This window comes from uncultured Thiothrix sp., assembly GCF_937876535.1.
GTDB lineage: Bacteria > Pseudomonadota > Gammaproteobacteria > Thiotrichales > Thiotrichaceae > Thiolinea.
This window is the reverse complement of sequence record NZ_CALFHZ010000022.1, coordinates 74,784-96,024: the sequence shown is the minus strand read 5'-3', so window position 1 is coordinate 96,024 and position 21,241 is coordinate 74,784. Positions and strand designations below refer to the sequence as shown.

At 46.0% G+C, this 21,241-nt stretch carries 24 protein-coding genes; 8 read left to right on the top strand and 16 right to left on the bottom strand.

Features of this window, described 5'->3' with window-relative positions; all coding sequences use genetic code 11:
• Positions 1–102: 102 nt before the first annotated feature.
• The gene (gene ilvY, locus Q0230_RS17680; RefSeq protein WP_298612407.1) at positions 103–1,008 is read left to right on the top strand and encodes an HTH-type transcriptional activator IlvY; all 906 of its coding nucleotides are present in this window, start codon (positions 103–105) and stop codon (positions 1,006–1,008) included.
• Here the strand turns inward: ilvY and Q0230_RS17675 are convergent.
• The 4 genes from Q0230_RS17675 to Q0230_RS17660 all read right to left on the bottom strand — a co-directional run bounded on the left by Q0230_RS17675 (position 1,005) and on the right by Q0230_RS17660 (position 4,215).
• Positions 1,005–2,408 carry an ATP-binding protein gene (locus tag Q0230_RS17675; RefSeq protein WP_298612404.1) on the bottom strand — a complete coding sequence of 468 codons (1,404 nt, stop codon included), beginning with the start codon at positions 2,406–2,408 and terminating at the stop codon, positions 1,005–1,007. The genes ilvY and Q0230_RS17675 overlap by 4 nt on opposite strands.
• A 5-nt stretch (positions 2,409–2,413) precedes the next feature.
• Positions 2,414–3,100 carry a response regulator transcription factor gene (locus Q0230_RS17670; RefSeq protein ID WP_298612401.1) on the bottom strand — a complete coding sequence of 229 codons (687 nt, stop codon included), beginning with the start codon at positions 3,098–3,100 and terminating at the stop codon, positions 2,414–2,416.
• Positions 3,101–3,111: 11 nt separating this feature from the next.
• Entirely contained in the window at positions 3,112–3,609 is a 498-nt protein-coding gene (locus Q0230_RS17665) for a DUF4405 domain-containing protein (RefSeq protein WP_298612445.1), read from the bottom strand.
• Positions 3,610–3,717: 108 nt separating this feature from the next.
• The gene (locus tag Q0230_RS17660) at positions 3,718–4,215 is read right to left on the bottom strand and encodes a hypothetical protein (RefSeq protein WP_298612398.1); all 498 of its coding nucleotides are present in this window, start codon (positions 4,213–4,215) and stop codon (positions 3,718–3,720) included.
• 94 nt (positions 4,216–4,309) lie between these two features.
• Here Q0230_RS17660 and Q0230_RS17655 point away from each other — a divergent pair, with 94 nt between their 5' ends.
• The 5 genes from Q0230_RS17655 to Q0230_RS17635 all read left to right on the top strand — a co-directional run bounded on the left by Q0230_RS17655 (position 4,310) and on the right by Q0230_RS17635 (position 8,160).
• Positions 4,310–5,203: a ribokinase gene (locus Q0230_RS17655; protein ID WP_298612395.1), complete on the top strand. Its 894-nt coding sequence runs from the start codon at positions 4,310–4,312 to the stop codon at positions 5,201–5,203.
• A gap of 15 nt (positions 5,204–5,218) precedes the next feature.
• Positions 5,219–6,190, top strand: coding sequence for a nucleoside hydrolase (locus tag Q0230_RS17650; RefSeq protein WP_298612392.1), 972 nt, complete (start codon positions 5,219–5,221; stop codon positions 6,188–6,190).
• On the top strand, positions 6,187–7,026 hold the full coding sequence (locus Q0230_RS17645) for a 2OG-Fe(II) oxygenase family protein (RefSeq protein WP_298612389.1): 840 nt from the start codon (positions 6,187–6,189) through the stop codon (positions 7,024–7,026). Before Q0230_RS17650 ends, Q0230_RS17645 begins: the two co-directional genes overlap by 4 nt.
• Before the next feature lie 150 nt (positions 7,027–7,176).
• A complete protein-coding gene (locus Q0230_RS17640; RefSeq protein ID WP_298612386.1) occupies positions 7,177–7,347 on the top strand; it encodes a hypothetical protein in 171 nt (56 codons plus the stop codon).
• 216 nt (positions 7,348–7,563) lie between these two features.
• Positions 7,564–8,160: a hypothetical protein gene (locus Q0230_RS17635; protein WP_298612383.1), complete on the top strand. Its 597-nt coding sequence runs from the start codon at positions 7,564–7,566 to the stop codon at positions 8,158–8,160.
• 59 nt (positions 8,161–8,219) lie between these two features.
• Here Q0230_RS17635 and paaK read toward each other — a convergent pair whose 3' ends face one another.
• From paaK to paaZ, 12 genes are read right to left on the bottom strand one after another with little or no spacing between them, the layout of a single operon-like run.
• Positions 8,220–9,533, bottom strand: coding sequence for a phenylacetate--CoA ligase PaaK (paaK, locus tag Q0230_RS17630; RefSeq protein WP_298612380.1), 1,314 nt, complete (start codon positions 9,531–9,533; stop codon positions 8,220–8,222).
• A 30-nt stretch (positions 9,534–9,563) separates the two neighbouring features.
• Positions 9,564–9,995 carry a hydroxyphenylacetyl-CoA thioesterase PaaI gene (gene paaI, locus Q0230_RS17625; RefSeq protein WP_298612377.1) on the bottom strand — a complete coding sequence of 144 codons (432 nt, stop codon included), beginning with the start codon at positions 9,993–9,995 and terminating at the stop codon, positions 9,564–9,566.
• Position 9,996: 1 nt separating this feature from the next.
• Complete coding sequence (gene paaG, locus Q0230_RS17620) at positions 9,997–10,773, bottom strand: 2-(1,2-epoxy-1,2-dihydrophenyl)acetyl-CoA isomerase PaaG (RefSeq protein WP_298612374.1); 777 nt, start codon at positions 10,771–10,773, stop codon at positions 9,997–9,999.
• A 51-nt stretch (positions 10,774–10,824) separates the two neighbouring features.
• On the bottom strand, positions 10,825–12,126 hold the full coding sequence (locus tag Q0230_RS17615; protein ID WP_298612371.1) for a TRAP transporter large permease: 1,302 nt from the start codon (positions 12,124–12,126) through the stop codon (positions 10,825–10,827).
• 4 nt (positions 12,127–12,130) lie between these two features.
• A complete protein-coding gene (locus Q0230_RS17610; RefSeq protein WP_298612368.1) occupies positions 12,131–12,673 on the bottom strand; it encodes a TRAP transporter small permease in 543 nt (180 codons plus the stop codon).
• A gap of 1 nt (position 12,674) precedes the next feature.
• Positions 12,675–13,700, bottom strand: a complete 1,026-nt coding sequence (locus Q0230_RS17605; RefSeq protein ID WP_298612365.1) for a TRAP transporter substrate-binding protein — start codon at positions 13,698–13,700, stop codon at positions 12,675–12,677.
• Positions 13,701–13,748: 48 nt separating this feature from the next.
• Positions 13,749–14,846: a 1,2-phenylacetyl-CoA epoxidase subunit PaaE gene (gene paaE, locus Q0230_RS17600; protein ID WP_298612362.1), complete on the bottom strand. Its 1,098-nt coding sequence runs from the start codon at positions 14,844–14,846 to the stop codon at positions 13,749–13,751.
• 11 nt (positions 14,847–14,857) lie between these two features.
• Complete coding sequence (gene paaD / locus Q0230_RS17595; RefSeq protein WP_298612359.1) at positions 14,858–15,406, bottom strand: 1,2-phenylacetyl-CoA epoxidase subunit PaaD; 549 nt, start codon at positions 15,404–15,406, stop codon at positions 14,858–14,860.
• Positions 15,407–15,408: 2 nt separating this feature from the next.
• A complete protein-coding gene (gene paaC / locus Q0230_RS17590; protein WP_298612356.1) occupies positions 15,409–16,176 on the bottom strand; it encodes a 1,2-phenylacetyl-CoA epoxidase subunit PaaC in 768 nt (255 codons plus the stop codon).
• Positions 16,177–16,183: 7 nt separating this feature from the next.
• Positions 16,184–16,471, bottom strand: coding sequence for a 1,2-phenylacetyl-CoA epoxidase subunit PaaB (gene paaB / locus Q0230_RS17585; protein ID WP_298612353.1), 288 nt, complete (start codon positions 16,469–16,471; stop codon positions 16,184–16,186).
• 12 nt (positions 16,472–16,483) lie between these two features.
• A complete protein-coding gene (paaA, locus tag Q0230_RS17580) occupies positions 16,484–17,431 on the bottom strand; it encodes a 1,2-phenylacetyl-CoA epoxidase subunit PaaA (protein WP_367274149.1) in 948 nt (315 codons plus the stop codon).
• Positions 17,428–19,470 (bottom strand): phenylacetic acid degradation bifunctional protein PaaZ, encoded by a 2,043-nt coding sequence (gene paaZ, locus Q0230_RS17575; RefSeq protein WP_298612349.1) that lies wholly within the window; start codon positions 19,468–19,470, stop codon positions 17,428–17,430. Before paaZ ends, paaA begins: the two co-directional genes overlap by 4 nt.
• Positions 19,471–19,638: 168 nt before the next feature.
• On the opposite strand from paaZ, the gene Q0230_RS17570 reads away from it, so the two are divergent.
• A complete protein-coding gene (locus tag Q0230_RS17570; protein ID WP_298612346.1) occupies positions 19,639–20,250 on the top strand; it encodes a phenylacetic acid degradation protein PaaY in 612 nt (203 codons plus the stop codon).
• 3 nt (positions 20,251–20,253) lie between these two features.
• Complete coding sequence (locus tag Q0230_RS17565; protein ID WP_298612343.1) at positions 20,254–21,228, top strand: PaaX family transcriptional regulator C-terminal domain-containing protein; 975 nt, start codon at positions 20,254–20,256, stop codon at positions 21,226–21,228.
• Positions 21,229–21,241 lie beyond the last annotated feature (13 nt).

The window sequence follows — 21,241 nt, the reverse complement described above, 5'->3', positions numbered from 1 at the left end:
TAGGAAGGGAATTTTAGGGTTGCTACTGTAAGGCATTTTCAGCATTGCGTAAAATGATCAATTAGCGATGTGATGTTGCGTTTTAAGCAATGAGTGAGTGTTATGGAAATCCGTGACTGTCAGATGTTTATCGAGCTAGCCACTAGCCAACATTTTGGCAAAGCAGCGAATGCCTGTCATTTAAGCCCCTCGGCAATTAGTCGGCAGTTGCAGCGTTTAGAAACTGAAATCGGCAAGAGGTTGGTCGAGCGTGATAACCGTGAAGTGCGTCTAACACCAGCAGGACGGCATTTTCTCGAATACGCCTATCAAACTGTTCAGGCTTGGCAGCAATTGCGGCGTGATCTTAGCGATGATCCACAAACAGTGAGCGGTGAGTTGAGCGTTTATGGTTCAGTGACTGCAAGTTTCAGTTTATTAAGTGAAATCCTGCCAGTACTACGCGCTAGGTATCCGGGTGTGGAGCTAAAACTACGCACAGGTGATCAAGCCGATGGCCTAGAACGGGTCTTAACTAATCAAGAAGACTGTGCGATTGCTGCCCAACCTGCTGTGTTACCGCAGGCTTTAGCTTTTTTAGCACTGCAACAATCGCCTTTGTATTTAATTGCGCCCACTATGAATTGTGCCTTGAGCCAACGTATTGATGAGTATTTAGTGGATGAAACTCAATTAGCTTGGTCAAGCTTACCTGTGATTTTGGCGGAGCATGGTTTAGCCCGTGAGCGCTTTTTAAATCGGCTCAAGCAAGTGAATGCGCATCCACCGATTTATGCACAAGTGGCTGGGCACGAAGCCGTAGTGGCGATGGTGAGTTTAGGTTTTGGCGTAGCAGTTGTGCCTGAGTTGGTGATCAAACATAGCCCTCGGCAAGAGACGATACGGATTTTACCTTGGCTGGATGATTTAGAGCCGTTTAGGATTGGCCTATGTGCCCGTCAAGAGCGCTTGGCTGATCCGCTATTACAGGCATTTTGGAGCAGTGCGCAGGTGGCGTTTGCTGACTAAGCCGCGTGATTCATTTCGGTTTGCTTAGCTAACAACGGCAATTCAATACTAATCCGCAAACCACCTTCAGGCCGATTACTCGCGCGAATACTCCCGTTATGACTATCAATCGCCCGCCGTGCTATCGCTAACCCTAAGCCATAGCCTTGACGCTCATTACCACCTTTGCTACTACGCTGAAAGGGTTCAAAAATCAAATCAATTTCTTCAGGTGGCACACCACTCCCCTGATCATCAACGGTTACATGTAGAGTATTACTGAGTTTATTTTGATAAGCCGTAACCGTGACTGTAGTTTCCGGTGGGGTGTGATGGATGGCATTACGTACCACATTTTCTAAAGCACGATAGAGTAGCTCGCCATGTGCAGGGATAATCAAGCTATCATCATCACTACTATGCAACACGACTGAACGATTCAAAGCACTCGCCTCAAAACGTGCATCATCCACTACCGTGTCTAATAGCTCCAACACATCCACATATTCATCAGTCGAGGGCGCGACACCCGCTTCTAAGCGCGATAAAGTCAGAACTTCACCCACTAATTTATCTAAGCGTTCAGCTTCATGCTCAATCCGATCTAAAGTGTGTTGATTTTGCAGGGTTTGCTCCGGTTGTTGGCGGGCAAGGCCAATGCTTACTTGTAAACGTGCTAACGGGGAGCGTAATTCGTGGGAAACATCATGTAATAAGCGCCGCTGTGAGGTCATCAGGTTTTGTAGTTGGCTCGCCATGTGATCGAAGTCATTCCCTAAATCAGCAATTTCATCCCGCCGCCAGCCAATTTCTGGAGAAATACGTGTGTTTAAATCGCCTTGTGCAATCGATTTAAAGGCCTTTCGTAATAAGCGCACTGGCTTAGAAAAATGCCAAGCAAGCAAGAAACTGGAAATGAAACTCACGATTAAACCCGACAAATACCACGGCCAAGTGAGATCACGATAGCGGGGTGGTAAGCGATTCGGTTGTTTAAATTCGGGAAATTGCCCAGAAAGGGGCGCGAAGAAAATCAATTCGTGTTCTTGCGATTTTGCACTGCGTGCAATCGGCGGATCAACCTTCAACTTCACGCTATTGCGAATCCGCTCTAAAGTAGCCGCAGGCACTGCACGACCCAATAGCTCTTTATTGTTGGCATCGACTGCATAAACTTGTAAGTTTTCCGGCGCTTCTTGGCTTTGTTCTAGCAGCATATTGTAAACGGCATCTTCACCGCCAAAACGGAAAGTATTCGCCGCTGCTTGCACAGAAAGAATCGAGCTTGGACGAATTACCACATCTTCGGACACAGACTGTAGAGCGCGATGATGCCACCATACCGCTAAGGCTGCAGTCCCCCCTGCTACGACTAAAGTCAGCCAAAAAGTCAGCAGGATTTTCCAGAATAATCGCCCCATAGTAGTTAGTCTCGAATCAGTTGATAACCAACGCCACGCACGGTTTGAATACAGGAGCGCCCATCTGGCAAATTGCCAAGTTTGTGCCGAATGCTGCTCATATGTACATCAATGCTGCGGTCATAGCGGGTGAGGGGACGGCCTATGCCAATTTCAGATAGATCATTTTTGCTAACCACTTTGCCCGCTTGCTGAGCGAGCACTAACAGCAAACTAAATTCAGTACTAGTGAGTTCTAACGCTTGGTTTTGCCAAGTCGCTAAACGCTTTTCAGGCCACAGGCTCAATTCGCCCACATGCAAGGGTTCATTACTAGCGGTATTTCCAGCGGGAGCAGTTCGGCGCAAAATAGCCCGGATACGGGCAACGAGTTCACGCGGCAAGCAGGGTTTAGGCACATAATCATCTGCACCCATTTCTAAGCCCATGATCCGATCAATATCATCGCCGCGTGCCGTGAGCATTAACACCGGCACTGAGCTATTCATGCGAATTCGGCTCAGTGCCTCAATGCCATTCATGCCCGGCATCATCACATCTAGCACTATCAAAGCATACTCGTGTAGGCTGGCTTCTTTTACTGCTGATGCACCATCCATAACTGCAGTGACTTCAAAGCCTTCTTGGGTTAAATACGTGCTGAGAAGTTTATTTAGCTCTAGATCGTCATCGACCAGCAGTAGTTTGCTCATGTGCTCTCTCGTTACTGTAATGCTTTGCCCAAAGCTTCCATTGGATTGCGCTTGCTAGCCTCAGCGACTTGTTTCAGCGTGCTATTTGGATCAGTGATGGTGAAACCTTGTTGGCTAAGCGTCGCTTGAATATTTTCCACCGTTTTATTCGTAACGCTGGCTAAACTAGTAATCGGTAAGTTCAATAACAGATTCGCTGCTTGTTGATCTGGACGACCCCCACGGGAGCCGCCTGGTTGCGGTATTACGAGTGCGGTAATGGTGAGAATTGCGAATAGACTAATAATGGCTAAGCCTAATTTTTGGCTAAAATAGCGCTTAAAGACTTTCCAGTTTACCACTAAATGCAAACCTACTGCCCCGACCATGACGATACTCAACCATTCATGCGCGGCTTTTGCTAAGCCTAGCTGTACATGGAAATACATTAATAAACCAGTGATTGCCATTAAAATAAAGGCACCAATGGTTAAAGGGGTAGCCCACGGGCGTAGTTTATTCACATCCATCATCATTTATCCGTTTTAAGGTCTGTTGTTTATATGAGGCTTATGATTACGGACAAAGCAGTGAGCGAACAGCAGCTTTACATTTTTTTACATGATCTTGATCTTGCTTTACACAGCAGCGTCATTGTCGCCTAAAGCATAACCACCACGATAAAACCGATTACGCCGATTAGTATTGGAGTTATCTAGGGCGGGTTGGGGGCTTGGGTCAACTGGAGTTTCGTTAGCTAATTTAGATTGATCTTCAAGTTTGGCAAGTTGCAAGCCTAAAGTTTTTAAGCAAAATTCGTGCGTTACCGCAGCTTCCGCTCTAAAAGGGAGCATTAGGTTTTCTGAAAAAGCACAAGAAGCTTGCTTAGCTTGCAAGAGGCTCTGGACTGCAGCAGCACCTTTATCACGGCTATGTGTGCAATGAGTGATGCGCCCATGCTCAATAGCAAAGCGGCAGGAGGTGTTCTGCTCAGTGGCAATGAGAAAAGTACCAGACTGTTGACTATTCAGGGTAGCACTGAGCTGATGCAAGACTGCAGCGAGGGGGTAAAGAATAGAGTGGTTAGCCATGCGTGCAATTTCCGCCAAGTTCAACTGTGGCTTATTGCGCTGCAATAAATATACCAGCAAAAACGCCGTATTAGCTCTATCTTTTCAAGGGGTGTCTAGGGTTATAATGCAGGCATCGCGAGTTACCCAAACCATCCTTATGCCTATCTATAATTATGGCTCTATCAATATCGATCATGTCTACCGAGTCCCGCATTTGGTGCTGCCTGGCGAAACCTTAAGCAGCTATCATTATCAGCAAGTGTTAGGGGGGAAAGGTGCAAATCAGTCGATTGCTTTAGCTCGCGCTGGTAGTGAGGTCTTGCATATTGGCCGCTATAACGCTGTCGATCAGGCTTTAGTGCAAACCCTTATTGATGCGGGTGTCTCTGCGCAGCATTTAGAAACAGTCAATGAGCCGAGTGGGCATGCGATTATTCAAGTCGATGATCAGGCCGAAAACTCGATTATTCTCTATGCGGGTGCCAATCATTCGTTCACTGCTACTGATTTAGCAACTAGTCTCCAAGCTGCCCAAGCAGGCGATTGGCTGTTGCTGCAAAACGAATGCAGTTGCACTCAAGAAATGATCGACTTGGCTTCGGCACGAGGTTTAAAGATTGCATTCAATCCAGCACCGATGAATGCAGCAGTGAAAGATTTGCCCTTAGAAAAACTCAGTCTGCTATTTGTAAATCAAGTAGAGGTTTGTCAGCTACTTGGTTTGCCTGTTGAGCCTCTACCAACTTTAGAGGAGTTAGCAGCTTTATTACAAGCCCGTTGGCCGAATACGCTAGTGGTCATTACGCTTGGTTCAAAAGGGGCGGCTAGTGTTCAGCAAGGGCAACTCGAATTTGTGCCTGCCTTACCAGTAAAAGCGGTAGATACGACAGGGGCGGGTGATACCTTCATTGGATATTTTTTGCATGCTCGGATGCAAGGCCAGTCCTTGCGTGCGGCTTTAGAGCGTGCGGGTAAGGCATCGGCTTTATGTGTGCAACGGGTGGGAGCTTCTTCAAGTATTCCTACTGCTGCCGAAGTAGATGCTTTTTAACAGTAAGGTTGAGGAATGACGCATAAGATTATTCTAGATACTGACCCTGGTATTGATGATGCAATGGCGATTTTCGCCGCGATTGCACACCCTGAGATTGAGTTACTTGGTCTAACTACAACCTTTGGCAATGTGAGTGTAGCGCAGGCTTGTATGAATGCACTGACATTGGTTGAAATGTCTGGAGCCGATGTACCGGTGTGTATCGGTGAGTCTTGGCCAATGCATTGTGACCCTATGCCTTTCCCCGATTTTGTGCATGGTATGGATGGTTTAGGGGATCAGTTTTTACCTCCCCCACATCGCCGCCAACATGATCAATTTGCCGCCCCTTTCATTATTGAGCAAGTTCGTAAATATCCCGGTGAAGTCACTTTAGTTGCGGTGGGGCCTTTGGGTAATTTAGCGCATGTGCTTGAACTTGACCCTGAAATTCCTAAGTTAGTTAAACAAGTCGTGATTATGGGGGGCACGATTGAGCATGTGGGGAATGTGTCACCTGTAGCTGAAGCAAATATTTTTGCTGATCCGCATGCTGCTGATATTGTAATGGCCGCTGATTGGCCACTCGTGATGGTTGGTTTAGATGTGACTTATACAGTGCTATTTGATCGTAAACTGTTTAGTTATATCGCTGCCCATAATCGCAAAGTTGGCCCTATGTTGCATCGTGCCGCTGATTTTTATATCGACTTTTACCAGCATGAATACAAAGCTCCAGGCTGCTATGGGCATGATATTTCAGCTCTCACTTATGTGCTTAAGCCCGAATTATTTGAAACGGTTGAAGGTGGTATTTGTGTTGTTCCCGATGGGATTGCGGCTGGGCAGACTATCATGAAGCGGATTAAAGGTGATGCTTATTTTGTGCGTGCTTGGGATGAGCGCCCTATCCATAAAGCTTGTATGAAGGTGAATGCCCAAGGCGTGATTGATTTTTTCCGCGACACCTTGACCAATAGCTATTGGCAAGCGAGGTCAAAATGAATTTACAAGCTGTTGATTATTTAGCGCCCAATGCGGCAGCCATTTTTGTTGAGTCTTTGCGTGAATTTGGTTTTGGTGTTTTAAAAAACCATCCGATTCGCCAAGAGTCTGTGCAGTCGATTTATCAACATTGGCTCAAGTTTTTTCAAAGCACTGAGAAATACGAATACCGCTTCCGCTCGACTTTTGATGGTTACTTTCCACCAGAAGTTTCAGAAACCGCTAAGGGTTGCGCAGTCCGTGATCTTAAAGAGTATTTCCATTTTTATCATCCGTGGGGGATTTGCCCCGACGCTTTGCGCCCTGAGCTGATTGCTTATCGTCAACAAGCTAATGCTCTAGCTGAGGAGTTATTGGGGTGGATTGAAGCTTATTCTCCGCCTGAAGTGGCTAACCGTTACCATGAACCGCTTTCTACGATGATTCGCGGTAGCGATCAGACACTATTGCGTGTTTTGCATTATCCGCCCTTTAAAGGCTCAGAACCTTCACAAGCTTTACGCGCAGCAGCGCATGAGGATATTAATCTGCTAACCATTTTGCCCGCGGCGAATGAACCCGGTTTGCAAGTCTTGACAAAAGCAGGGGAGTGGTTAGATGTGCCATGTGACTTCGGTTATCTGATTGTAAATATTGGTGATATGTTACAAGAAGTGTCGGGTGGTTATTTCCCTTCCACTACGCATCGAGTCATCAATCCACCCCCGAGTGCTGCGAATGTCTCACGGATTTCCTTGCCTCTGTTTTTGCACCCTCGTCCTGAAGTAGTACTATCGGAGCGTTATACCGCTGATAGTTATTTGCAGGAACGGCTAAGGGAGCTGGGGTTTAAATAGGCTTAATAGCTATAACAATCTTCAAAAATAATAAACATCATTAAAAAAATACCGTTGATCGTTTTCGAGGATTTTTTTCGTAAAAATGCCCTAATTATAATTTATGCATATTCTTAGTATTTAATTATTTCATAAATAAAAGGATTTTTTATGAGTGATAAAATTGGTTTTTTAGGGAGTTGTACTGCAAATTTAAATAAAGCACCAACTTATATAAGCGGTGAAAAGCAAAGCATTGTTATTATGATTGCAGTCTTAAATTTGGTTTTGAAAAAGATAGGGATCTTTGGAGTGCTGAAAATAAAAAAGCAATTTTGTTGAAAGATTTTTTTGATATAGGCACAAAATCCACTAGTCTACCAAACTGGCAACAGCCGGTATGTATTGGTCAACGGACAGAGCTAGATACCAAGTTTTCCCCTCCGTTGCCACAGTCAAGAGCGACTGCTTTTCCCGTAGACTCTAATGATCTAAAAGCTAATCCACAAAAACCAGTACCTAGAGTCATAAATAAACTATTAAATCAGATAGATTAATATGAAAAATCTAGCCTTAATACTCGTGTTTAACTTGCTATTTTCTAGCTTAGTAAAAGCTTCGGAGCTGTTCTGTACAGGGGGAGGGGGTGATAATAACAACACAAGCATCTCTATTCAGAAGATGCCTGAGCTAAAAAGAGAACAAGCAGCACAGGCTATTTTTCAGTCTAGCTATGAATATGTAAGTCCAAAGTCTATTAGCTGTAGTTTGCAAAATGCTAATACGCCTAATGTAATTTATAGTTTGAGTTTCGAACAGGGCGAGATCCAGTTAGTTGCCTATGATCCGATGCTAACCTTTATTAATGTTAGCCTGCTTGAGCAGCCAAACGAAATTAGTGCTCAGAACCGTATTATTGAAATTTATACTAAGTCTCTTTCTATGCCTGCTTATGATTTATTAGCTTCCATAACAATTAGTAAGCAGCAGAATTTAGGGCAATATATTTCAGTGCGTTATAGCCATCTTTCAAAAATACCTGAGCCACAAAATGTCATTGTGGTTTGGAATGCAAACAAGTCATCTACACTAATAAATATAAGAAATATTCTTAAGATTGAGTATATGCATCCTGCCTATAAGAATACTGAGTAATAGGCTTGGGGGCTTCACTTTAATGGAAGTGCGCATTGAGTGATGCGCACTATTAATGCTTAAACTTTTGGCCTATTATCCACAACCCGCTGGGCTTTACCTTGGGAACGTGCAATTTCGCCTTCAGATTTCACATTGATTTTGGTGCTGACACCCACCAAAACTTTAATCCGATGTTGCAGTTCTTTAGCAGCAGCAGCGCGCTCAGCTTCACTGACTTGATTACTACGCGCTTCAACATGCACAGTGAGGTTATCTAAATTACCATCACGCGTGATTTCAATTTGATAATGAGGGGAAAGCTTTTCAATCTTCAGCAGAATTTCTTCAATCTGAGTCGGGAATACATTCACGCCACGAATAATCATCATGTCGTCGCTGCGCCCAGTAATTTTTGCCATGCGCCGCATATTACAGGCGCTGCCGGGAAGTAGGGTCGTGAGATCACGGGTGCGATAACGAATCACCGGCATCGCTTCTTTCACTAAGGAAGTGAAGACTAATTCACCTTCTTGCCCATCAGCCACCGTTTGCAGGGTTTCAGGATGAATCGTTTCTGGGTAGAACATATCTTCCCAAATGGTAGGGCCGTCTTTAGTTTGCACAAATTCTTGCGCAACACCTGGTCCCATGACTTCAGATAAGCCATAAATATCCACCGCATCCAAACCCATACGTTGCTCAATCTCTAAACGCATCGCAGGTGTCCACGGCTCAGCCCCGAAAATACCGACCCGCAGTGAACAAGCTCGTGGGTCTAAACCTTGTCGTTCAAACTCATCAGCGATATTTAAACAATAGGATGGGGTCACCATAATAATGTCAGGCTTAAAATCCTGAATCAGTTGTACTTGTTTTTCAGTCTGACCACCCGACATCGGAATGACCGTACAGCCTAAACGCTCCGCTCCATAGTGCGCACCCAAGCCACCCGTAAATAAACCGTAGCCATAAGCAACATGGACTTTATTACCCGGTTTACCACCGGCTGCCAGAATGGCGCGGGCGACCGCCTCCGACCAGCGTTCAATATCACCCTTGGTATAACCGACGACTGTAGGTTTGCCCGTCGTACCACTAGAAGCATGAATCCGCGAAACTTGTTCCATTGGTACCGCAAACATACCAAACGGATAGTTATCGCGTAAGTCGTGTTTAGTCGTGTAAGGAAATTTTTGAATATCACTAAGCTGTTTTAAATCATCAGGATGTACCCCAGCCGCATCGAATTTAGCTCGATACATGGGCACATTTTGATAGGCATGTTTCACCGTCCATTGCAGACGTTTCAATTGCAAAGCTTGGATTTCGTCTTGACTGGCTTTAGTAAAATTCTCTAAAGTCAGTGTCTCATTTGGAAAACCTGTACTCATTTTTCTCCTCCTCCTTGGTGCTATTTAGGCTTAGCTTTCGGGTAGCACGCTACCTTTGAGTTGATAGGAGCGACCTCGAAAAGTCGCTACTAATTTGCCATCAGGATTATGAATTTCCACATCATAAACGCCGGTACGTCCACTACGCGAGCGCTCTACTGCGGTTGCGGTCAAGAGTTCACCTTCGTAAGCTGGCGCGAGGAAATCAATTGTGCAGCCTGAAGCAAGGGTAACTTTATTCGTGTTATTACAAGCATGAGCGAAAGCGGTATCAGCCAGTGTAAACAGCATACCGCCGTGGCAAACATCATGCCCGTTGAGCATGTCAGTGCGGACTTTCATAGTCAGCACCGCGTGGCCTGCCACGGTGTCCACAATGTTGATACCCATCATATGCGCAGTGCGATCATTCGCATGCATTGCATCACTACAAGCGCGTGCAAAAGGATCTTTCTCAGTCATCTTAAGCTCCTTTAAATACCGGGGCGCGTTTCTCTAAGAAAGCATTGACACCCTCTTTAAAGTCATCACTGGCGGCCGCCGCTGCTTGCAAATCACGCTCTAAATCAAGCTGCTGATCTAAGGTATTCGTGCCTGCTGCATGAATGGCTTGTTTGGTCATGGCTAAACCTTTAGTAGGTTGAGTCGCTAAATGCTTAGCTAGTTTCGAGGCTTCTGTCATCAAATCTGCGTCGTCCACGCATTTCCAAATCATTCCCCAACTTTCCGCTTTTTCAGCACTAATCTTGTCACCTAATACAGTTAAAGCCATCGCACGCGCATGCCCAACTACTCGCGGCAAAGTCCAAGTACCACCTGAGTCGGGCACTAAACCGATTTTACAGAAGGCTTGAATGAAAGATGCCGAGCGGGCGGCTAATACAATATCGCAAGCTAAGGCGATATTCGCACCCGCGCCCGCGGCTGTGCCATTCACTGCACAAATCACTGGCATGGGAAGAGTGGTGAGCGTGCGTACTAAGGGGTTGTACTCACGCTCTACAGTCGCACCAATATCCGCCGCTGCAACCTCATCAGCGAGATCTTGGCCTGCACAAAAGCCACGCCCCTTCCCAGTGATTAATAAGCAGCGCACGCTAGTATCAGCTTGCACAGCTTTTAACGCTTCACGCACTTCTGCATGCATTTCGGTATTAAAGCTATTTAGCTTATCGGGGCGATTAAAGGTTAAGGTTGCCACGCCATCTGCAATGGCTAACTCAATAGTTTTAAAGCTCATGCCTGTCATTCTGTGTATTAATCCCGTGTGTTAATTCAGCTAATCGCTAGGTCAGCGATATAAAATTTCCGGTAAAAATAGGGAAATGGCTGGAATTAAGGTCAATAAAGTTAAGCGGATAATGTCTGCTACCCAGAAAGGTGTGACACCTTTAAAAATCGTACTGGTTTTGACATCTTTCAGCACACCGCTTAAGACGAAGACATTCAAACCCACTGGGGGAGTCAGCAAGCTGATTTCAGTGACAACTACAACTAAGATCCCAAACCATACCAAGTCAAAACCAAGGCTTTGTACCAAGGGATAGAAAATCGGTACGGTCAGTAACATCATCGACAAGCTTTCTAAAATACAGCCCAGCAGAATATAGATCACTAAAATCATGAAAATGACCATCATGGGGCTTAAATTGTAGCTTTGTACGAACTGCAATAAGTAATCAGGAAATTCAGCACGAGTAATAAAATTGGAGAAAATCAGGGCGCCGATGACGACGAAGAATAGCGAGGCTGAAGTATGTGCAGTTTCAGTCAATACTTCATACAGGGTGCGCCAAGAAATAGATTTGCGTGACAATGCAATCATAAAAGCACCCGCAGCACCAATCCCAGCGGCTTCAGTTGCAGTGAAAGCACCGATATACATCCCGCCGATGACAAGCACGAAGAGGAGTAAAGTACCCCAAACCCCTTTCATGGCCTCTAAACGTTCTTTACCTGTTGAGCGTTCCCCAGGAGGGCCTGCTTTAGGATTACGCCACACTGTCCATGCAACAGCACAAACATAGAGTGCAATACCTAACATACCGGGCAAGAAACCGGCTGCGAATAATTCACGGATACTTTGCTCGGTCATAATGCCGTAAATCAACAGAATAACGCTAGGTGGGATTAAGATACCCAGTGTGCCCCCCGCTGCAATCGAAGCAGTGGCTAAGCTATCGCTATAACCGTATTTACGCATTGGCGGCATAGAGACTTTAGACATAGTAGCAGCGGTCGCTAAGCTTGAACCACAGATTGCTGAAAAACCACCACAAGCCACTACGGTGGCCATCGCTAAACCACCCCGCAAATGCCCCATAAAGGCATAAGAAGCGCGGTACAACTCATTAGATAAACCAGATTTGGTTACAAAGTTCCCCATTAAAATGAAGAGAGGAATGACTGTGAGGCTATAATCACGCGAAGTATCAATGATCCGGCGGGCGGACATGGACAACGCGGCTGTCCAGTTCCAATCATTCAGCCAAGCAAAGCCAAAGAAACCGACCAAACCCATCGCAATGCCAATGGGCATGCGCACCATAATCAGGAAGAGTAAAACTGCAAAACCCACTAAGGACACTAACATGGTTTTACTCCAGGTTTTGAGTAGTTAAGGTTTGTGTCAAACGATATTGTACAAGGGCACGGTAAATACCAAGTGTGACTAGTACTAGGGCTGTGAACCAGCACATCACTCCAAAGAAACTCACGATTGCACCAACCGGAAGATGCAAGTATTCGGTGACTTCGCTATGTGAACTAGCACGTACACCCAAATCCCAAATACGTTGACCAATCACAACTAAAGCAATAGCAGTGATGACGTTAAATACAATATGACGGAATAGAGTCATACGCGGTGGGACGTAGGAATCCAAAATATCCACAACTACATCTTCATTGCGCCAAGAAATTACTGGCAAAGCCATGAAGATCATTATTCCTAATAAAACCTCAATGAGTTCAACGCCACCCACTAAAGGTTTATTAAAAAAATAACGACCAATCACATCTAGGCATGTGATGATCATCATCAACATTAAAGCACTGCCTGCGATCAGGTTGAGAGTAAGAGCTAGCCATCTGGCTAGCCCCTGCTCAGAGTGCTGGGTGATTTGTTCAGCACTCGTCATCTCATTTTGATCCTTCGGCTTTGGCGATTTCACGCAATTCTTTCAAGGCAGCGGCTGCATCTACACCACTGTCTTTGACGCTTTCTAAGAAGTTTTTGTCAAAGTCTTTGGTCATTTCTGCAAACTCAGCAAGCATTTCTGGAGTGGCCTCTTTGATTGTATTGCCAGCAGCAATTGCATCTTTCTCGCCTTCTTCAGCTTCCTGACCCCATTTTTCACCCGCTAAAGCAGAGAGCTTTTCACCCGATACCTTCATAATCGCGTCACGATCTTTAGGGTCTAGTTTCTCCATGAAGTCCTTATTCAGAATAATCATGAAACTGCCTAAGTACATACCGTGTGGGAATTTAATAGTGAAGGGTGCTACTTCTTTTAAACGTAGGGTTTTCTTCTCACCCATTGGCATGAAAGCGCCATCGGCAACACCTTGTGCGAGAATTTCATAAACTTTAGAACCTGGAGCTGCCACACCTTCGACGCCCATGGCTTTACCAATATCTGCTTGCACCCCACCACCGATACGAATCTTTTTACCTTTCATCTCAGCGAGTTTTTCAATGGGTTTAGCCAAGTGGATTTGACCAGGGCCATGCGTAAATAATCCTGCTAAGACCACGCCTTCATGTTCATTAGCTTTAGATAGGTATTTCTCATTGATGCGCCAATGAGCAATCGATGCACCTTTCGCACCACCTTCGATACCGGGTAATTCCACCATTTTGGTCAGTTTAAAGCGCCCAGGATAGTAACCGTGGAAAGTCCAAGCGGCTTCATAAGCACCGTCTTGTACTTGGTCAAGTAAGGCTTTGGGATCACCGCCGGGGTATTCAATTTTCAATTTGACGCGACCTTCAGTGGCTTCCTCAATCCACTTGCCCCAAGTCGGTAGAACATCAGCATTCATGGTGTGCGCGGGTGGCAACCAAGAACCGACACGAATCGTGGTTTCTGCCCAAGTTGGTGCGGAAGCTGCCATTGCCGCTGATGCAATGGCAAAGCTTAGCATTAACTTTTTCAAGTTTTTCATGAATCCTCTCCTCCAGATGTTTTAAGCGAAAATGTTAGTTAAAAGCTGCTAACGTTGATCAAAATCGACTACGACTTCATCAGAAACCGGATGTGCTTGGCAGGTTAAAATATAGCCTGCAGCAATTTCATGCGCTTCCAAACCATGATGAATATCCATATCCACTTGGCCTTTGACCAATTTAGCTTTACAAGTCGAACAAACGCCCGCTTTGCAAGCATAGGGCAGGTCTAGGCCATTATGAATTCCTGCATCTAAAATATTTTGCCCAACGGTAGCGAGATCAAACTGTAACGAACGTCCATCCGCAATCACGGTGACTTTACTGGTTTTTTCTTCGCCATAGGTTTCAATCCGCTGCTGAGCTTTTTCCAATAAGGTGGCTGCATCAGCTGAGGAGTTAGCAAACAATTCATAATGAATTTGTTCATCACTCAAACCAGACGCACGAAACCCCCGTGAAACTTCAGACATCATCGCTTCAGGACCACAGATGAACACTTCGTCGGTAGTTTTAATATTAATCAAGCGACTTCTATGTAAGGCAGAACCTTTTTGATTATCAATTTGCCCATTGAGAAGATCAGCGCCTTGATCTTCTTGGCTCATGATATTGATCCATTGGAAACGGTTCAGGTATTTGTTTTTCAGGAAGCTCAATTCGTCCTTAAACATCACTGAATTACTACGCCGATTCCCATAAATTAAGGTCACTTGACTGTTGGGCTCTTCGACTAAAATGGTTTTCATAATCGACAAAATGGGCGTAATCCCGCTACCACCCGCTAAGCACATATAGCTTTTGGCATTAGTAGCATTTAAAGGTGAATTGAAGCTGCCTTGCGGCGGCATCACTTCAACCGTATCACCGACTTTGAATTGATCATTCGCGTAGTTAGAGAACTTGCCACCACGCACGCGCTTAATCCCAACCCGCAAGCTGCCATCATGCACGCCGGAGCAGATCGAATAAGAACGTCGCACATCTTCGCCCTCAATATCGGCTTTGAGGGTGAGAAATTGGCCTTGCACGAATTTAAAAGTATCAGTTAATTCTGGTGGAACCTTAAACGAGACACAAACTGCGGTATCAGTCTCTGGTTTAATCTCGCTAATGGTCAGAGGATAAAAACGGGTATCAGCCATCGGGGTCACCCTCAAAGATGCTTAAAGTAATCAAACGGTTCATGACAGTCTTGGCATTGAAATAAGGCCTTACAAGCTGTTGAACCAAACTCACTAATTCTGCGTGTATTGCTAGAGCTACAGTGCGGACATTCAATTCCACTATCTGGGGTTAAGCCTTGTGCTTGGGCACAGCCACCGCCCGCCGGCGGAGCAATGCCATAAGCTTGCAATTGCTCTCGACCTTGTGGCGATAACCAATCGGTCGTCCAAGCGGGACTGATGCGTGTCACAATCTCATAGGGTTGAAGCTTGGCTGCATCTAAGGCAGCGGCAATGTCTGCTTTAATCGTTTCCATCGCGGGGCAGCCAGAATAAGTTGGGGTGATGCTCACTACATACTTACCTTCAACTGCTTGTACATCACAAAGCACACCCAAATCCCAGATACTTAACACGGGAATTTCTGGATCTTTAACTTGATCCAGTACCTCCCAAATTTGTGTTAAAGCCGATTGCTTGCGCCGTTGAGCGCGTTCATACCAAGCAAACGGAATCACTGGGATAGATTTAGCCATCATCGTTACCACTGACAGCCCGGATAGGCGCGATGTAAAAACTGCATATCATTGAGCATATGCCCGAGGTTTTCAGTGTGATAACCGACACGTCCACCACGTACCGCCCAATCATCTTTTGGGACAGTTAGTGTCGCTTCAGTCAAAATCGCTGAAACTTGCTCTAACCAAGCCGGACGCAAGGCAGCGTTATGCACACCGATACCTGCATCAGCTAATTGCGCTTCCAGTGGGTCAGCATCGAATAGCTCGTGGGTATAACCCCACAGTGATTCAATGGCACGTTGCATCCGCTGATGGCTTGCTTCAGTACCATCGCCTAAGCGTAAAGCCCATTCGTGGCTACGACGTAAGTGATAGCGGGTTTCTTTAATCGCTTTCTGAGCAATACCAGCCAGGGTGCTATCAGTAGATTTTGCAAGCTCAGGCAAGTAATGTGTGTTGAATACATCCACAAACAATTGCCGCACCATCGTATAAGCAAAATCACCGCGTGGTAGTTCATGAATCAACAGATTACGGAATTCACGCATATCACGGGTATAGGCAAAATCATCTTCAGTTTTGCCATTGCCTGCCAACTCTGCTGCATAGGTGTAATACATACGCGCACGGCCAATATAGTCAAGCGCCACATTACTAAGAGCAATGTCTTCTTCTAAGAAAGGGCCATTGCTAGTCCATTCAGAAAGGCGGTGGCCTAAGACAACCGAGTCATCACCTAAGCGGGTTGCATATTCTTGGGTAGCTGCTTTGAGATCGAAGTCGCTCATTATGACCTCACATATTGTTTACAGCTTCAGGAAGCTGATAGTAAGTCGCATGCCGATAAGGTTTATCATCGGACGGATCATAGAAGCTTTCGCTATCGTCTTCTTGGGAAGCGCAAATATCGCGTGAACGCACCACCCAAATACTTACGCCTTCACTGCGACGGGTATAGCAATCCCGGGCATATTCCAAAGCTTGCTCGGCATCTTGTGCATGTAAACTGCCAACATGCTTATGATCTAAGCCACGTCGCGCCCGCACAAACACTTCGTATAATTCAAGATTGTCAGTAGCCATTGCGATCTCTCCTTAAGCAGCTTGGCGTTGTTCAGTGGTTTTGGCTTGTTGCTTAGCGTTATAAGCGGTCATGGCATCACGTACCCAAGCGCCTTCTTCATGGGCACGAATATGGTGCTCCACCCGCTGGCGATTGCAGTGACCATTACCATTGATGACGTTATAGAATTCCTGCCAGTCGATCTCGCCGGAGTCATAATGACCACGCTCTGCATTCCATTTCAGGTCTTTATCGGGATGTTCTAAACCAAGGAACTCAATTTGTGGCACGGTTTGATCAATGAACTTTTGGCGCAAATCATCATTAGTTTCACGCTTGATTTTCCAAGTCATCGACTTCGCCGAGTGCGCAGATTCCGCATCATGCGGGCCAAACATCATCAATGCAGGCCAATAGAAGCGATTCAAGGCATCTTGCGCCATCGCTTTTTGGGCAGGGCTGCCATGCGCAAGCGCAATCATCAATTCATAGCCTTGCCGTTGATGAAAGCTTTCTTCCTTACAAATTCGAATCATGGCGCGGGAATAAGGGCCATATGAGGTACGTTGCAAAGACACTTGATTCACAATCGCTGCACCATCCACCAGCCAGCCAATCGCGCCAATATCCGCCCAAGTTTGGGTGGGGTAATTGAAGATGGAGGCATATTTTGCTTCGCCGGACTGCATCGCAGCGATGAGATCAGCCCGCTTCACGCCTAGGGTTTCGGTCGCGCTATACAGATATAAACCGTGGCCACCTTCATCTTGTACTTTAGACAGCAACACCGCTTTACGGCGCAATGAGGGCGCACGCGTAATCCAGTTGCCTTCCGGTTGCATACCAATCACTTCAGAGTGAGCATGCTGGGAAATTTGGCGAATCAGGTTTTGCCGATAGGCTTCAGGCATCCAATCTTTCGGCTCAATCTTTTCTTCGGCCTCAATTTTGCGCATGAAATTTTGTTCGGGAGTCATCATTTTGTTTCGCCTCCTTGTTGCTTGGCGACCAAAGTCAATACATCATAATGAGCGACCAGCGCTCCCTCTTGATTTACGATAGCAGTATCCCAACGCACTTCACCGTAGTTCTCGGTTTCACGATTGGTTTTTTGCTTACAGGTAAATTGCACTTGCAGGGTGTCACCGGCATACACAGGTGCAGAGAAGCGCAAATCATCTAAACCATAATTAGCCAGCACCGGGCCTTCATTGGGTTCAACGAATAAGCCTGCTGCTAACGACACTAAGAAATAGCCATGCGCGACCCGATCTTCAAAGAAGGGATTACGTTGTGCAGCGGCTTGATCCATGTGTGCATAGAATTTATCACCACTCAGTTCGGCAAAGGCTTCAATATCCGCAAGACTAATCGTGCGCTTCGCAGTGATTACTGCATCACCGACTTCTAATTCATTAAAAGTTTTGCGGAAAGGATGAATACCATCTGTATTGCGCTCCGCTCCCTGCATCCAGACACCGGTAACAGCAGTAAGCATATCCGGTGAGCCTTGAACCGCAGTACGCTGCATATAATGCTTCACGCCACGTACACCACCCATTTCTTCGCTACCACCCGCACGGCCAGGGCCACCATGAATCAGATGGGCTAAAGGCGAGCCATGTCCAGTGGATTCTTTCGCGCATTTCTCATCGAGCACTAAAACCCGACCATGATAAGGAGCAATCCCCACTACAAGCTTACGCGCTACCTCTTTGCTAGCGGTCGCTACTGAGGCAACTAAACTACCTTTACCTAAAGCCGCTAATTCAATCGCTTCTTCATCCCTACTATAAGGAATCAAGGTAGTCACAGGGCCGAAAGCTTCCACATCATGCGCATTAGTAGTACGTGCATCTTTGCAAGCCAAGACCATTGGTGAGAGGAAAGCGCCGGTGTCATTGCTAGCACCCAGCACATTCACATTGTTCATATCACCGAATAAAATCTCGTTTTGCTTGGCTAATTCAGCAATACGTTCACGCACATCAGAGCGTTGGTCTAAACCTGCTAGCGCGCCCATTTTGATGCCTTCTTGATCAGGATCACCCACTTGAATCTTGCTTAAGCGCTCTTTTAAGGCTGCTGCAACTGCTTCTAAACGATCCGCTGGCACAATTGAGCGGCGAATCGCCGTACATTTCTGTCCTGCTTTCACCGTCATTTCGCGCACGACTTCTTTAATATATAAATCAAAAGTCGGTGTACCCGGCTGCACGTCACTACCTAGAATTGAGCAGTTTAAGGAATCCGCTTCCATATAAAAGCGCACGGAGTTAGCGACAATAGTTTGATTCTGTTTAAGCTTTTGACCTGTCCACGCAGAGCCTGTGAAGCTCACGGCATCTTGGCAGCTTAAGTGATCCAATAAATTACCCGTGCTACCGCAAACGAGCTGCAAAGCACCTTCCGGTAAAATCTTCGATTCAATGATCATTTTCACCACCAGCTCAGTCACATAAGCGGTTTGGCTGGCGGGTTTAACGATGCTGGGGACACCTGCTAAAAGGGTCGGTGCTAACTTTTCCAACATTCCCCAGCAAGGGAAGTTGAAGGCATTGATTTGTACAGCTACCCCTTGGATCGGAGTGTAGATATGTTGCGCAGTGAAAGTCCCATTGCGTGAGATTTGCTCTTGCACACCATCAAGATAGATATTGCTATTTGGCAGTTCGCGGCGGCCTTTGCTGGCAAATACCAACATGGTGCTAATGCCACCTTCAATATCAATCCATGAATCGGTGCGGGTGGCACCTGTGGCTTTTGAGCAGGTATACAGTTGTTCTTTGCGCTCAATTAAATATTTGCCGAGGGCTTTGAGCATCAAAGCACGTTGATGAAACGTATATTTACGTAAGTTGGGACCACCGACTTGACGCGCATAGTCAAGCATGGCTTGGAAATCGAGACCATCACTACTGATTTCCGCGAAGTCTTCGCCCGTAATTGCATGCTTAATGAGAGCGCCTGCTTTCGAGGATGCGTACCATTCCCCTTGAGCATAACTTTGCAGCTTCATACCCAACCTCTCCACTTGGTTATCTGATGTTGCGGATAGTAATCTGATACAGAATTATAGTCAAAGTATTTTTTGTTGTATCACTTTGTGCTTTACTAAGAGCTGAGGAGTAGACGAAAAACACTTAGAAAGACTAAGCTTAAACCTAAAATTTTGGAGGAGTTATCCATGCCTTACTATGCCATCAATGGAATTCGCCCTGTGGTGCATCCGGAGAGTTATATTCACCCCACTGCGGTATTAATTGGCGATGTCATTGTCGCTGCGGGCTGCTATGTGGGGCCAAATGCCGTGCTACGCGGTGATTTTGGGCGGTTAGTATTAGAAGAAGGTTCTAATTTACAGGATACTTGCGTGATGCATGGTTTCCCCGGTACCGATACAGTCGTGCGCAAAAATGGGCATATTGGTCATGGTGCTGTTTTACATGGCTGTGAAGTCGGCGAAAATGCACTAGTAGGCATGAATAGTGTCATTATGGATGGGGCAGTGATTGGGCATTCAGCGATTGTGGCGGCAATGAGTTTTGTGAAAGCGAATATGCAAGTGCCAGCACGCAGTTTAGTAGCAGGCACTCCGGCACGAGTGATTCGCGAATTAAGTGATACGGAAATTGGCTGGAAAGAAGAGGGTACACGTTCGTATCAAAAGTTGGCGGTGCGCAGTATGCAAACTTTGGTCGAAACTACGCCTTTAACTGAAATGGAAGCTAATCGCCCCCGCATTGATGCCGATGGCCTTGCCCCTCTTTATCAAGTTAAACAACAGGAACCTAGTTGAAACGTGACTAATCCGGCTCGACAACCCAAAATACGCACAGAGAATGCGTTTAATCAAGCTGCACAAGCCCTGATCGATCAGTTTGTGCAAACCTCGTCGATTCATGCGAATTCGCTGATTGTTACTGTGTATGGTGACACCGTTTGCCCGCATGGTGGCTCGATTTGGCTGGGGAGTTTGATCAAACTGGTCAAGCCGCTTGGAGTGAATGAGCGCTTAGTGCGTACTTGTGTGTTTCGTCTTTCTGAAAAGAATCTACTTAGATCGCAGCAAATCGGGCGGCGTAGCTTTTACTCCTTAACAGAAAAAGGTTTGAGGCAGTTTTCTAGTGCAGCAAGCCGAATTTATGCACCCGATTTAGCCAGTTGGGACGGGCAATGGCGCTTAGTCATTACCCTTTTGGGCGAATTAGCCCCTGAACAGCGTGAGCAGCTCCGCAAAGAGCTATTCTGGCTCGGCTTCACGCATATCACCACTGGCATCTTTGCTCATCCGACGGCTGATTTAGCGGAAGTCAGTGCGCTTATTAAAGAGCTGCAAATTGAAGAGCATGTGGCGATTCTACAAGCGACTACGCCTGAGCCAGAGAATGTGCCGGTGGCGAATCGTTTAATTCGCCAATGCTTTAATACTGATGCCTTAGATGAAGAATACACAGAGTTTAATCAACAGTTTGCACCTGTACTAGCAGCTGCTTTAACCACGCATCAACTTGATCCTGAGTTATGCTTTTTAATTAAAATTCTGCTGATTCATAAATACCGGCGGATTTTATTACGCGAACCTGAGTTGCCTAAAGAGTTAGTGGAAACTGATTCAGCGAGCCAACAAGCCCGAAGGATTACAGCGCAATTGTATGGAGTGATTGCACCGTTTGCGGATCAGTATTTTAAGCAGGTGAGTGTTTGTGAAAGGGGAGAGTTTGCAGAGCCACCTCGGGCTTATTACAAACGCTTTAAGCAAGCAGTAGAGAGTTGAAATCTACTGCTTG